Genomic DNA, 13,928 nt, shown 5'->3' on the forward strand with positions numbered 1-13,928 from the left:
CACGAGGGCGGTTTATTTCATGCGATGAGGACCACCGTATGAATGACACGGCAACCGACACGGCTTCTAGCGAGCATCGCAGAGGTCCGACTTGGCGCTTGTGGCCAACTAAGTTCCTATGGTCCACGCTGGCCGCTGCGACCATTCCGGCCGGGCTGCTGCTAACGAGTCGCCATTAGCGGTTGACTGAGGGAGGAAACGGAAGTTGCAATTGCAGCATGATGCATCACCTAAACGTAATCGGCCATTGGTACGCTATGCGCACTTCTGTTGCAGATACTTTCGGCGGAAAGTTGAATTTGCAATGGTCGAGGACACCACTAACACGAATTCAACTTTGAAAGTGAATTCCGCAAACCGTTGCAAAGCAACGAGTTACGAAAACGACTTCCGATACGCTTTCGATGGGAGCCCGTTATTTTCATTCTCCAGAGTTGGTTTGAGCCCATTTCATGGCTCACAGGCGAAGAACTTGATCCCCGCGTTCGCGGCGGTTTGAGCATCGAAAAACCCGGTCCAGCAGGGTGCTGAACCGGGCAAGAGGCGGCAGAGTTTCCATCTACGGTGTGCCTATACGGCGTCGGAATCAATCTGGCGGGCATTGCCGTTTGCCGACGCTCCCGAGTGCAGTGGAATGTCTTGAAAAAATGAATTTCGATGCTCTGGCTTCATCGACCGGTGGTCGGAATGTTGATCTTCCGAAGTCGGCCGCCGGGGCGTGCTGGCATCGCCGAATCGCCACCCCCAACCACTTTTTTCTCCTATGAGCGGATGATGCGACGTTGGAAGTGGAATCCACAGAACGCAGTGCCGGCTATCCAAGCCACCCTCATCGGCTAGGACGACGAATGGGCTCGTTCGGTCACCGTCAAGAGTTAGATTCCGGAAGAACAAGGACGCTGCGTCTTCTGTGCGTGGCCACCCGTCAGGAGAAGCCCTGCATCAGCTAGGTTTTGGGCATCTCTAACTTACACCGCTTTTTGTTTCTCCCTCACATCGTCGACGATCGCACGCAATTCGACAAGATCATCGATTGCGTCGTCTGGCGTCGGTACACCAAAGCCTCGCAGCGATGCTCGGTCATGAGCGGATGTGAGATCACAACAACGCTTGAACAGCTTTTGTAGGCGCTCACATTGGTCCAGCGTGATCGTCGAAACCTTCTTCAGGTTACCAAGACTGATGTAATCTTGATGCCGAGTAACGATTCCGAGAAAGAGCTTTTCTTCGACGGCCCGCTCGACGGTTGCACGTATATCACTGTATAGCCCAAAAATCGAACGCTCGTATTCGTCATCGTTGTGGGCGTCGAAATCACTTCGAGTTGCTCTTGCGCGCTTTTCTAACTCATCGATCCTTGGCAGCGTCTTTTGGGCGATCCATGGCAGCCCGTCGTTCACGAAGCCACAGTTATCTCGATCCGATTGCACCCGTCGCAACTCGATCGGAACGCCATTTTGTTCCGCTCCACTCACGATGTCGTGCAGGAAAACGATATCGTGCGTAAAAATGATGACTTGCCGGTCGGCGGCTTCTTCAACCAACCGCTTCGCGAAACAGCCTCGCCAATAGTGGTCGAGCGACGTTACCGGGTCGTCAAATACGACAGTCGACTTCGTTGATTCAGTCGCAAGCTCGGATAAGAACCCAGCCAGAGCGATGCAACGATGCTCACCTTCCGAGACGACCGTGCCCACGTTCGCATCGCTGGCACCGACAAGCTGTACACGGTAGTAGGTGCGTCCGTGCCTCCCTTCGGCAGCAACCAGCTCCACGTTCAGCCGACGAACGCCTTGCTGCATTTTCTTGATCTCGTCGGAAAAAACATTGCGGAGCCGATCGGTCACATAAGACTTGGCCAGCTCTTTGCTTTTTGTCGTGATGGCGGTCGTCTTGGTGTCCTTGATCGCCTTTTTCAATTTGGTGATATCGCTAAGTCGCAAAACATGCTCTTTCACGTCACCCAGTACCGTTGCCAGCCATTCACGGGCCTGTAGCTCTGCGAGTTCATCCGATAGCTTCTTACGTTCTGCAGCGTCGGCTGACTTTTCCGTTTCAGATGCACGAACAGCGACTTCTTTGATGAGCGCCCCTAGTTGGTCGCCAACATCGTTGAGCGTACCGGGGACGTCAAATGACCAATTGCTAGACTCTTGTGCGGATTGAACCGCTCGCCAGCGTCGAAGCAGAGTTGCAAGCTGATCCCGCACTGCCTGAGCGACCGCCTTGTCGACGGCGTCCACGTCCTTCAACTGCTCACGGAGGCCTTCCCCACGGAGATCAAGTTCCTCTAATGCGTCCACAGCATTCGTTAGGGTGATCGCTGCTTTTGCAGATTGCTGGGCACTGTCGTCACGAACAAACTTCTCGAAACGCTTCAGCCGATCCTTTGCATCGTCATCGAGTGTCTGTTGACATAGAACGCAAACTGTATCGTCGGTTTCAGTAACAGGAAAATCTGCGTCAGGGATTGCAACCGTGGAGAACCGACGGGCTGCTTCCCATAGTTCTCGCCAAACAGGCTCGCCGATCTCGTCCAACGGATCATCATTGAAGTTCATTGATGCCGCCGCCCGAGCAGCTTTGGCTTTGACCGCAGCGTCGGTGGCAAGAGTTTTAATGACAATGATCGCCTCGTCGGACAGTTTTTTTTTCAGCTCCAGCAAGCGAACGACTCAGTGTCGTGATGCGGCCACCTTGGACGCGAGTTTTTATCGCTTCCGCTTTCGGATCAGAAGCCAACTGAATCGGAAGCTTTTTCAACCGTTTCAAGTCGTCGTCATTCAAAGATGCCAGCACGTCCAAATCATCAGGCTTCGTCGACCCATTTAGGTTGGCCAGCGTTCTTCCCACCTTCGTATCGCCGGTCGCATGTTGGTTTCGCAGAAATGAGGGTGTTTCACTTTCGAGACGTTTCTTTTCCGCATCCAGCTTCGCCTGAATCGAGCGGCATAGATCGCCGAGTGTTGGCAGGATTTCAAGACCAAACGGGATGAAGGCGACATCGTTCTTGTCGCGAACATGCACCGAGGCACAATCGGAATCGAAAAAGCTGATGGAACCGAGTCCATCGGGAGACTGCTGCCCGTCGATCCATTTTGCAGGGGATTGATCGACATCATCGACAGCATGGGTGATAACCGCACTGGCGGGTTCGTCCGTCGCATCGCCCATCACATTGGGCAGGATCGGATCGCCCTTGCTGCGGGCACGACAGGCACGACGCAAAATCCGCCCGTACCCGCTCTTCCCCGATCCGTTGTACCCGAACACGACCGTTAATCCGGATGCAGCAAACAGCAACTCCTGATTTGAATCTAGAGCGTTGACGTTTTCAGTTTCGCAAATCGATCGAAGCGTGATCTTGCGGCCCGCCTGATCGCGAGAAGGAATGTGCTCTGCCGCCAGTAGCGTCAGGTCCGGTGCCGAATCTTCGCTCAAGCCATGAGCATCACGACAAGCTGCCGTGAGTTCATCCGTGTCAGTGCGATCGAAGCCGCCCTTTTCAATGATTCGCTGCAACGCATCGCGTTTCCAGTGCGATTGGTCGCTCGACCACGCAAGGATGTCGTCGTGAACCGTCATGCCTGCCCTTGGTCGCCGTCTGCCCGTGCTGCTCATTTCCTTAAATTCCATTTTTGGTTGGTCAGTTTACAGGTATCTCCTGAAGACACCAATCAGGCCAGCAGTGTTCGCCCGCGATTCATGACATGGACAACCGGTCAAGGCCGTTCCGGCTGACTTTCCAAAAGTGATTCAGCAAATTGCATCCACGTGTTTACGCCGTCGAAGAATCGGGGCTGGAGGTCGACTCAGCGATTTCAGCGTACTCCGGCGCCGACTTCGGAGCATCTTAGCAGACTCGCACAAATAACACTAATCCGGCCTACCGAATTCTTCTGGTAGGCACAGGAATCGCGTAGATTGTCTCACTTACGCGTCGTTCCTGAGACGGTTCGGTCCAGGGGTCGTTTTATGAGACGCCGTTCTTCGTCCCGAGCGGCGAATCGTCGGTCGCACAAGAATCGCTTTCGCATTTTACGTGTCTCGGAAAACGTAGCAAAGCCGATTGTGAAGCAGTGACTGTGTTCGAGACTATTTGGAGAATCATTTTAATACAGACCACGGCATGCCAGACGTCGCCGTCGGAGTTGACGGCCGCACAACATGGTATTTACGCTAGTCGCTCCGCGATCACTTTCGTTTGCGATTCAAACGGTGCCGGCGTATCATTAACCTTTCGTGATTCAATCTCAACCGCTTCGTTTGGAGCGGTGACGTAAAAACCTTCCGTTGTCGGGCACAGATGGCTTCTTTTACTGAATACATCATCAACGAGACTGACCCTGGAGACGTGTATCTGCATTGGGACTGCAACTACCAACTCGATGGAGACACCTTGCTTTCTGTCGAGCAGACCGGCGCTTGGTGCTATGCATGTTCGATGATCGTTGCTGCGGAGCACATCCCAACAATTGCGGAACTTGATTCCCGTATCGCCGACCTCCACGATCCAAACCACATTCTCCTTGTGGAATTTGGTCGGCCCGCCTTTGAACGTGAACGCGTAGCGTTGCCGATTCGACGGGCATGGCGTGCCAGTCGTCAATCCACTGCTCGCTGTCTTGAATGTGGTTCCACCGACATTTTCGCATTGGTTGCCCATGACTGTACTGAACCACGCCACAACCGGCGATTCCGTGTGACTTCTGGCGGCCATGCGTCAATGTGTCGGGATATCGTCCGCAGGTTGTCACCGGAAGGAGTGGTGACCTTCAATGATGACCCTGCAAAAAACGTCCAGTGCGAGTAACCGACAACATGGTTTTGCCGCAAGGCCTCGGCCTCGGCATTGGAGAACCGCTCGGTTGGTCACGTCAGCCGCTTCGGCAATGCCTTCTGGTAGGTCATGCCGCGGACGCCCCCTTTGGTTGCCATCGCTTTCTGGCGTTGGTAGAATCATTCGGCTTGCGACGTTCTCCGCTCCCGTCACGAACGGCCTCGGCAAAACCTTCCGCTGGACGCCCCAGATGGCAATTTGGCAATTCGACGTGCAACTGATGCCAGACATCATCGTGCCTGACGCCGAAGCATACGTCTCCGCATCTATGACCGAAGATGGCTTGGATACCGAACACTGGTGGAAGCACAATCAACCACTGTCGCAATTCCGAGACATGATCGCTCGCGAGTTCCCGCCTAAACAATCATGGGACGACGAACTCTTCCAATTCGGCATCGAGGATGGGGTCCTGATCGAATGCTGGTTCGACAATGGCCTGCTGACTTCACTGTCGGCTCGTCTCGCACTGCCCCACGTTACTTCGGACTCAATTTTTGCATTTTGCCGCTGCGTGTCGGACTTGGATTGCCATTTGTACCTCATGGAGACACGGGCCGTTGTTCCACCTGAACCTTGTCTCTTGAAATCGCACATTCTGGAATCGCGTGCGCATCGCTTTTGCTCAAACCCACGAAATTTCTTTGACGATATGGGTGATTCACCCCGCTAGTAGGGGCGCCCAACATGGTTTTTACGCTAGTCCCTGCACGATCACCGTCGTCCTTTGGCAACGGGCGTTCGCATTGGTACAATCTCTCGTAATTCAAAGTCACTCGCTTCGTTTACGGCGGTGACGTAAAAACCTTCCGTTGGACGGCACAAACTATGAGTGATCGCCAACTTATCACTGGTAGCGACACCATCGCGGAACTTGTTCCAGCGTCTGTCGCGTACGACAATCACGTCGTCCCCTTGCGTCTTCTGGCTGGTACGCTTGTCGTCGCGACTGCCGAGCCCCTAACAACCGAGACGCAACAACGATTGCACTTCATTCTAAACCGCAACGTTCGCGGCGTGATTCGCACGCCGGAATGGATTGCGATCAGGCTCCACGAGCTCTACGATCATCAACCTGAGTGCGATGACGGCGACATTGGCGTTACGTGGTACTGGCCGAACTGGCATTGGTATGATGGCGAACAATTAAACGTCAAATGCTCCGGTTGGGAAAGTGCGACACATTGGTCTGGGTGCCACGAATTTCCGCCCGACCATGCGGACTACGACATGTGGCGATGGATCGTTTCCCTGCCGCAATATCATCGCCTTGTGAACGAAAAGGAGATTCCGGGTATTCGTCGAATCTGGCATCGGTACGTGGCGAAGTGCCGTCCAACATGGTTTTGCCGCAAGACCACGGGTTCCACATTGGAAGATAAATCGTAACGCAACGTCAACCGTTTCGAAAACGCGTTCTGGTTAGTCATGTCGCGGAGTGCGTGGCCGATTGCGAAGCCAAGCTCAATGCTTCCTCCGATTGAGACGCGTTCGCCGCGTCACTGGCCGGACAACATGGTTTTTATGCTAGTCGCTGCGCGATCACGTACGTCCTATGGCAACGGGCGTTAGCATTGGTACAATCTTTCGTAAATTAGAGTCAACCGCTTCGTTCACTGCGGTGACGTAAAATCCTTCCGTTAACCGCTAAAAGCAGCTTTGTCACACAAGAACGATCGTCGGTATTCCTAACTGACTCCGGTGTCGGCCACGAATGGCACGTAGTTAATTCCTTAAATTCCTTAATTGCCTTGTCGCATTGCTCTTGTACAGGCTTCTCGGTTTTGTTAAATAACCGTAGTGCTTCGGTCTCCTCTTATGCAGCCGAGGCTCAACACGGCCGGGTCGATGTCCGACGATATGGGTCGCGACCGCAGCAAGTATTTGACCGTAAAGCTGCGAGAGACTCAGCGAATTCGGAGGCCCAATCGATCCAATAACGTACTGAAACGCTTCAAGCGTTTGCACGGTCCCTTTAAAACTGGTGGTGCGAGGTTCCAGATGATGGCGGACAGCTGCCTGCGCCATGACCGTACGGATGAGATTGTAAGCCAGCAGGTGCGTCCATATTTCTTTGTGTATCAGATCTCATGCACCAACCGCAATGGATCGCGGTGGCGTGCGACCGAGTGCTTGTTCGTTCTCGCGGATCAAGGCATTCTGGAAAGCCGGATGCAGGGAAAGCTTGCACGTCCGGTTTGGGGTTGGGGCCCGGGTGAGACTCCCGGGCCTACACCACTCTCCGTCGGCAGCCCACGCGCGAGCCAGCGAGCCGCCATCCTGACCTCACTCATCGCCAGCTGCAAGAATCTCCAGGTTGAACCCTGGGCTTACCTGAAAGACACCCTCAAAAAACGCGTTCAGTATCCATCCCAGGCTGAGCTAACAGATCTCCTCCCCGACCGCTGGCTCGCCCAAAACCCAAGCCATCAATGAAAAATCGCTCAACAACGAAAGGCTGAAAGCCCCCAGAATCGCACCTCCCCCCAAAACGCACTCCACCGTGCGCTTACGACGAGGCTTCCATTAAAGTCTACTTTGGAATTAGGGCTTGCTTGACGATCCGCTCCAACCTGCCATCAGCAAGTTTCCCGCGAGCATGCGTTCGGTTACATTCACTCTGCGTGGATTCAGTTCCCGTCTCATTGGACACTACATTTGTCAGACAGAACCTATCTTGATGTCACGAATACAACTCACGCAACAGATCAACGTCTCTAGGGTCGAGGACTACCTTGACTTGATCAGCGAGCAGCCAGAACAGGACGTTGAGACTTACGGGAAGATAAAAGGGGCTGTACTCGGTGGTGAAGCTGCGCTGATTCAGTTCCTCATGACCTGGTCGGAGCGTCATCCTGCTGGGCGACTTTTGCTCAGAGGAATTGGCAAGGACTCGGACTTGGCTCACGAGATCGAACAGTTCTCGAAGCGCGCTTACGGATTCGTTGCCATGCTTATGGCCGGTGATGTTCTCACTGCTGAAAACCAGTCGTGTCGGAAACAAGCTTACCAAGCTTGCCAGGCTTGGGTCGATCGCGTCACCGCCTCGCCTAGCCTGGGAATTACGGATGAGAACCAAATATCGGATAAGGGCTCTCTTGAAAAGGCAATCGCAAATGCAGTCTACGGGCACCGCACCTTCTTGCCATGTGTCGATCATAGCACCAAAGGACTCATAACTCCGTTCTATCATGCCAATGGAGCGTTTCGCGAACGATCTGAATTTCGCAGATTTGCCGAGCTATTAATCGGACGCCGCTCAGAACAGTTTGTCGAAGAAAACCAATCTGAACTCGATGGATTGGGAGCAATTCTCTTCGAGCTTATGCACAACACCCACGATTGGGCACGCTCCGACGTTGATGAAGTTCCGCTACGTAAGTCAATTCGTGGAATCCTATTCACGCGCCTATACTTGCCCATCGCAAGCATTCATCGTGCTGCAGGTACAAACACTAAGATTGCCGACTACATGCTCAGTGTCGGTGAGCGCCGACCCGATCAATATGTGCATCTCGCCGAACTCTCAGTCATTGATGCCGGCCCAGGCTTGGCAGCCCGGTGGATGAGTCGACAGGAAGGTGAGTCCAAGAAAACGATCGAAGACGAGCATGCTGCTTGCATTTCGTGCCTTGGACTTCACTGCACGTCGTCATCTGAATCTTATCGAGGCGTCGGTCTTTTTGACGTAATGAACACGCTCGACAACCTGTCGGCATTGGTTCGAGTTCGCACCGGCCGAGTTGCGATGTTGCGAGACTTCATCGCGTCCCCGCTTGGCGAAAAGGAACGAAGCGATGGCCCCAGACTGCCACTCTCGCCAGAGCATCGCCTGCGGCCCGTCGGCATGGCCCCAACAGCGGGAACAGTGTTTACGATTCTGTTCCCGTTGAAGTAGGAGAGAACCATGTCAGCCATCTTTACTTTTCCGGTTCGGGGACTCAAGAGAACGTCTCACGTAACATTGATTTGCTATGCCACGAGTGTCTCGCACGAAGACGATTTTCTAGACGAAGTTCGTCGCTACTGCGACGAGAACTCGCCTCCCGATGATGTCGCTCTACTTGGCCCCAGCTTTATCAAAGCGGATCTCCAACGAATTCGTGAATCAGACAGGTTTCTCAAACGACTTCCTGGTGCTTCGCGATACGTTGATACCCCAGTGGCCAGTCAAATTTGCTTTGGGGCAGATGGACTGCAAAACTGCGAGCACCCCGACATAGCGAGAATCGTCCGTGCAGGTCTGACGTGCTTGTTTGATCGCCATCAAGGATTGATTAGGGGCTCATCCGCTTTTCACTTTATCAAACCATCGGGACGTCACTGCGACGCATTCTTGAGGACGGCCAACGTCTTAGTCCGAGGCGTTGAAATTGAGTTCATCGCGGCCTGTTGTCTAGCCTCATGTCCAGACGAAATGACGCGGATTTATACGGACACCGGCGCGATTCATTCAGTCGCGTTTGCCATGCTGCGGCTATTCACCGGTTTCGGAGATTCACGGTCCAAAAGTATCATCGACAGTTTCGGCTCGTATCAGTCATTTGACAATTATCCCTTCATTGATGCCGCTCATGCTCTCGTTCTGGTGTCAGCGTCAACAAGCGGAAAGCTCATCGAAGGCATTGTTCGGCGAGAGCCACAGATCGAACACGCGCTAACCATCTTTTTCTTGGGAGAAAGCTCCGAGGCACAGAGCATTCTTTGCGACTTGACGTTTCACGCAACAGACAATCCCGATGGACTGAGTAAGATTAATAGCTACGCGGCGGATTCCTGTCCGATGTGCCTTGGTTCAACTGGCGTGCGGATGTCGCACGAGCAGTTTATGCCGCAAGGCCCGCAAGTCGAACCGGTACTCATTCGAGCAAAAGACGCTCCCCCCAACACCTCGAAGTTCTTCGAGCCTTTGGTGGGCCATGAAATATTCAAAGCGAATTATCGAGAAGCGGACAGTAGCAGTGCATCTCGGGAGGTCTATCTGGACCTCGTCCCGCTGTTCTCAACAGACCTATTCAGTCACGTTGCCGGACTCAAAGATGATTTTGATCGCTTCGTTTCGCACCTTGTTTCAGTCAACACACGGCGGATCGTTCACCTAAACGATAAGGCGTCAAAGCACTTCGCAGGGCGAATCGCGATATTTGCTCACGAGCACGGAGTCACTGCCGATATTTTATCGGCAAAGGAGTTACAGGAACTGGGCGGCGAAGACCCGCAACTAGGCGGAACCACCATCGTGGCCGCGTCCGCGATCTCCACCGGTCGAGGGTTGTCCGAGGTATCGAAAAGCCTCCGATACGCTCAAAGAGGTGGTGCCATTAAGTATGCAATCGCCTTCTGTCGAACCAAAGACCAAGTCCTCTCGCAAGACGTTCAGCGACACCTCCGATTTGGTGATCACGGCCCGCGAGAACACGATGTCTCGATCATGTACGAATTCTATTTGCCCTCGTGGCGACCAGAAGGACAAACGGCTTGGGAAGCGGAGCTAAAACTGCTATCAAGTTCGCTGGAACCGCCGCCTTCCGATCTTCAACGGCGCAAAGAGATAGTTCGAGAGTCTCTTTCATCGACCAATCGAGGGCTCGCCAATGATCTGTTTCTGTCTAGCCCCGCTGGCGATCCCCTTAAACTTCGTCCGAGTTTTGCGTTTTGGGATTTCGACTATTCGTCAGAGGACTGGGCTGATCGACCTCCCTCGCAGGCCGATGCGTATGCAACAATCGTCACGGTTTTGCACAACATTAGGCAGGGTAAACGCAACAGAGAAAACTCGTTGAATCAAGATGACCATGTCAGACGGGTGATATCGCCTCGGTGCTTCGAGCGTTTCAACGATGGAATCATTCAAGCGAGCCTTCTGCGTGCCGCGTATTTTTCAGAACTGGACTATTCGCTCGACGATTCGCTGAGTGAGGATATGCGGAGCATCCTTTCGACAGTGTTCGGGCAGTCCGGAACGAGTGTCGGCGAGGGTGCTTACGAGTTTCTACTTGCGATTGCTCTGGGTAAGCTGAAACTTGGCGAGAGCCACACAGCTTCTTTGGTTTCAGACTTCAATGGTACGCTGACCGGACCTGTGCCTGAGTATCTTTGGGAGAAGATTCGAGAACGCTACAGCATTGACGACTGTTAGGTAGTGGATCGGGCGATCCTACTGATCGTCCTTCGTTAGGGCAAATGATGACAGATCGAAGTTAAGAGTTTAACGCTCTAGCTTTCAATTTCTGTCGCCATATATATGAGCCCAGTTCCTCGATCCGCGCGAAAAGATCTAGACATCGGGTCCGAATATCACTGTCGTTGATGGAGGAAAAGGCTCCAGGACCAAAAATCAGTCCGTAGTTTGATTGATGCCTACAGCTCGCAACTGCATTCGACAACAACTGGACGATTTCCTTAAGCCGATGCAAGTCTGGGCCAAGCTGAACTCAAGTCGGTTGGACAAACCTCTGTTTCTAGCCACTCTGCCAAACTCGCTGAGTTTGGGAACACCGCTGACAGTTGCTATCCGCGAGATCAACGTCTCCAGTGTCACAAACTTGCCGTTTCTGAGACCGTTCGGCCCAACGGTCTTTTTGTGAGACTTTGTTTTGCATTTTCGTCTGTGTGACTTATTCGCTTGCACTTCCGGTGCAGACTATCAGTCGCTGGAATGGATGTGCTTTTGCTGTAGACAATTCATGTCATAGGTGATTTCAGCCAAATCGAGCTGGCGAGTGCGGAACGGCGACTTAATGAACACGATTTTCGTGGAACGGAAAATGCGGTCTGTGTGTCGGTCTACTAAAATTCTTGGTCCGAATCCAACGGTTCCGATTTTTACAAATGGTACCTGGAAACCCAGGTGAAAAATGCAAAGGAAATGGGGGCACTTTAATTTGACAAATAATGCCCTGCTCACTTGACACCTGAATTTTAGACGTATATCTTGCAGTACTACCAGGCTAGTTGGGTATACCCAGGTGGTGTTTGGTGTTCTAGTTGCGGGTTTCTGGCTGGAGGGGCACGTGCACTTGAGTGAATGTTCTACCGAAAGCGAACAAGAGATCGACAATCTCATTGACGGTCTCGCTGACCTGTGGAAAGCGACAACAGGCGACGAGCGAGTTTGCATTGCTATTCTGGACGGTCCTGTTGATTTGAGTCACCCGGCATTCCACGGTGCCAATCTACAAAAGTTAGAGACGATCGCGGGTGGCGTACCAGACGATGGACTCGCAACTCGACACGGTACTCATGTCGCCAGCATCATCTTTGGGTGTCACGACGGGCCAGTGAAGGGTGTCGCTCCACGATGCCGGGGGCTAATCGTACCCGTATTCAGGGATGTGGTTGGTCGGTCTCCTGTACCTTGCTCCCAGCTCGACCTTGCTAGGGCCATCAATCAAGCGGTCGTGGCCGGAGCGGACATCATCAACATCAGCGGCGGCGAGTTATCTCCAACGGGAACGGCGCACCCGATCTTGGCTGACGCGATCCGCAACTGCGACCGGTCGGGCGTGCTAATCGTAGCCGCAGCAGGGAATCAGGGTTGTGACTGCCTTCACATTCCTGCCGCACTACCAGCGGTTCTGCCCATTGGAGCAATGGACGCCGCAGGCCATCCTCTAGACTTCAGTAACTGGGGCGAAGAATACCGAACGCGAGGAGTTCTCGCACCCGGTGATCGAATCAAAGGTGCAGTTCCCGGCGCGAGAGTAGGCGCTGAGTCTGGAACCAGTTATTCAACCCCCGTTGTGAGTGGAGTTGTCGCCCTTCTAATGAGTTTGCATCTCATCCGTGATGGGACAAGGCTCGGCAGCAGACGAGTGAAGGATGTGATTTTAGATACCGCCATCAATTGTGACCAACAGCCCACCACAGACTGTCTCCGACTGCTCGGCGGTCGCTTGAACATCACTAAAGCAAAGTCAATAATTTTTCCTGGAGCACAACTTATGGCTGATGACCAACCCAATCCTGATCTGATCCACACAGAGGCCGATATGTCGTCCCCAAATGTCGAGTCGACAACTTCCCCAGACGCTTCTCCCACAGAAGCTTCATCGGCAATTCGACTTCCGATTCAATCCGCCCAAGGCGGCCTGTTGCCGTCCGGCTCAGGAGGAGGGTGCGGGTGCGGTGGAGGCGGTAACGGCGGAATGCGGCAGACGCCACAACTAGTGTACGCCCTCGGCCAGCTTGGGTTTGACTTCGGGACTGAGGCCAGACGCGACGGGTTCGCGCAGGCGATGGATGCCCCAGCGGAAAATGTGCTGCCTAATCCGCACGACACGGGACAGTTGCTATCCCATCTGGAAAAAAACCCTTGGGATGCTGCGTCCCTGATTTGGACGCTGAGCATTGACTCGACCGCGGTTTACGCGATTCTCCCCGCAGGACCATACGCCGCAACGGCCCACGAACAACTTCGGAATTTCTTACGAGACCAGGCATCCGAAGGTGTCGAGCGCATTTCCGTTCCTGGAATAATCGCTGGCTCCGTCCGCCTTTCTAGTGGGCAAGTTGTTCCCGCCATCATTCCAGAACTGCGGGGAATGTTCAGTTGGTCAACAAACGCACTTGTCGAAAACCTCGCTCCTGCTCCACCAGAGTCAGGAGCGACGCCCGCTGAAACGGCGAAATTCGCCGAACGAATCAATATCATTCAAGCGGGTGTAAACAACATTTTAGAGCGAGTTTATTTCGAGCTTCGGAACCTCGGACAGACTCCCCAAGATCGGGCAATCAATTTCGCTGCAACCAACGCCTTTAACATTGAAACAATAGTTGAAAAGGCGGTGAGCGAGAAGCTCGAACTAGATACGATCGAGATCGAGCGAAGCCCAGTCTGCCGCCCAGAATCCGACTGTTGGGATGTAAAACTGATGTTCTTCTTCCCGGAACGTCAAGTGCAGACCGTCAGACGCGCATACCGGTTTACAGTCGATGTCAGCGATGTTGTGCCAGTTACGGTCGGAGCAGTTCGAGCGTGGTTCGTACGTTAAACAGGTTCCAAACCCAAACAAGGAGTTACGATTATGATCATGCCTAAACAGTCTCGAGGCGTAAACCGCGTGGGCGCAAAGGCTGAGCCCTACCA

At 53.4% G+C, this 13,928-nt stretch carries 9 protein-coding genes; 6 read left to right on the forward strand and 3 right to left on the reverse strand.

Going from position 1 to position 13,928, the window contains the following annotated elements:
* Nucleotides 1-968: 968 nt before the first annotated feature.
* The 3 genes from Q31b_RS16000 to Q31b_RS16010 all read right to left on the reverse strand — a co-directional run bounded on the left by Q31b_RS16000 (nt 969) and on the right by Q31b_RS16010 (nt 4,720).
* Nucleotides 969-2,666 (reverse strand): AAA family ATPase, encoded by a 1,698-nt coding sequence (locus tag Q31b_RS16000; RefSeq protein ID WP_146600667.1) that lies wholly within the window; start codon nt 2,664-2,666, stop codon nt 969-971.
* The gene (locus Q31b_RS16005) at nt 2,617-3,585 is read right to left on the reverse strand and encodes a hypothetical protein (protein WP_231617617.1); all 969 of its coding nucleotides are present in this window, start codon (nt 3,583-3,585) and stop codon (nt 2,617-2,619) included. The genes Q31b_RS16000 and Q31b_RS16005 overlap by 50 nt, the downstream gene beginning before the upstream one ends.
* Nucleotides 3,586-4,174: 589 nt before the next feature.
* Nucleotides 4,175-4,720 carry a hypothetical protein gene (locus Q31b_RS16010; RefSeq protein WP_146600669.1) on the reverse strand — a complete coding sequence of 182 codons (546 nt, stop codon included), beginning with the start codon at nt 4,718-4,720 and terminating at the stop codon, nt 4,175-4,177.
* Between the two features lie 58 nt (nt 4,721-4,778).
* Between Q31b_RS16010 and Q31b_RS16015 the strand changes: the two genes are divergently transcribed.
* The 6 genes from Q31b_RS16015 to Q31b_RS16040 all read left to right on the forward strand — a co-directional run bounded on the left by Q31b_RS16015 (nt 4,779) and on the right by Q31b_RS16040 (nt 13,833).
* Nucleotides 4,779-5,513 carry a hypothetical protein gene (locus Q31b_RS16015; protein WP_146600670.1) on the forward strand — a complete coding sequence of 245 codons (735 nt, stop codon included), beginning with the start codon at nt 4,779-4,781 and terminating at the stop codon, nt 5,511-5,513.
* Between the two features lie 155 nt (nt 5,514-5,668).
* The gene (locus tag Q31b_RS16020; RefSeq protein WP_146600671.1) at nt 5,669-6,229 is read left to right on the forward strand and encodes a GspE/PulE/PilB domain-containing protein; all 561 of its coding nucleotides are present in this window, start codon (nt 5,669-5,671) and stop codon (nt 6,227-6,229) included.
* A gap of 459 nt (nt 6,230-6,688) precedes the next feature.
* Nucleotides 6,689-7,276 (forward strand): transposase domain-containing protein, encoded by a 588-nt coding sequence (locus Q31b_RS16025; protein WP_197171645.1) that lies wholly within the window; start codon nt 6,689-6,691, stop codon nt 7,274-7,276.
* 244 nt (nt 7,277-7,520) lie between these two features.
* Nucleotides 7,521-8,738 (forward strand): hypothetical protein, encoded by a 1,218-nt coding sequence (locus tag Q31b_RS16030; RefSeq protein ID WP_146600673.1) that lies wholly within the window; start codon nt 7,521-7,523, stop codon nt 8,736-8,738.
* Between the two features lie 9 nt (nt 8,739-8,747).
* Nucleotides 8,748-10,979: a hypothetical protein gene (locus Q31b_RS16035; protein ID WP_146600674.1), complete on the forward strand. Its 2,232-nt coding sequence runs from the start codon at nt 8,748-8,750 to the stop codon at nt 10,977-10,979.
* Nucleotides 10,980-11,859: 880 nt separating this feature from the next.
* Nucleotides 11,860-13,833: a cyanobactin maturation protease PatG family protein gene (locus Q31b_RS16040; protein ID WP_197171647.1), complete on the forward strand. Its 1,974-nt coding sequence runs from the start codon at nt 11,860-11,862 to the stop codon at nt 13,831-13,833.
* Nucleotides 13,834-13,928 lie beyond the last annotated feature (95 nt).

This window comes from Novipirellula aureliae, assembly GCF_007860185.1.
In the GTDB taxonomy this organism is placed as follows: Bacteria; Planctomycetota; Planctomycetia; order Pirellulales; family Pirellulaceae; genus Novipirellula_A; species Novipirellula_A aureliae.

Coding starts and splice junctions, on each gene's coding strand:
- Q31b_RS16035 (WP_146600674.1), top strand. CDS start 8,748: ATGTCAGCCATCTTTACTTTTCCGGTTCGGGGACTCAAGAGAACGTCT.
- Q31b_RS16020 (WP_146600671.1), top strand. CDS start 5,669: ATGAGTGATCGCCAACTTATCACTGGTAGCGACACCATCGCGGAACTT.
- Q31b_RS16010 (WP_146600669.1), bottom strand. CDS start 4,720: ATGGCCGCCAGAAGTCACACGGAATCGCCGGTTGTGGCGTGGTTCAGT.
- Q31b_RS16025 (WP_197171645.1), top strand. CDS start 6,689: ATGTCCGACGATATGGGTCGCGACCGCAGCAAGTATTTGACCGTAAAG.
- Q31b_RS16015 (WP_146600670.1), top strand. CDS start 4,779: ATGATGACCCTGCAAAAAACGTCCAGTGCGAGTAACCGACAACATGGT.
- Q31b_RS16030 (WP_146600673.1), top strand. CDS start 7,521: ATGTCACGAATACAACTCACGCAACAGATCAACGTCTCTAGGGTCGAG.
- Q31b_RS16005 (WP_231617617.1), bottom strand. CDS start 3,585: ATGACGGTTCACGACGACATCCTTGCGTGGTCGAGCGACCAATCGCAC.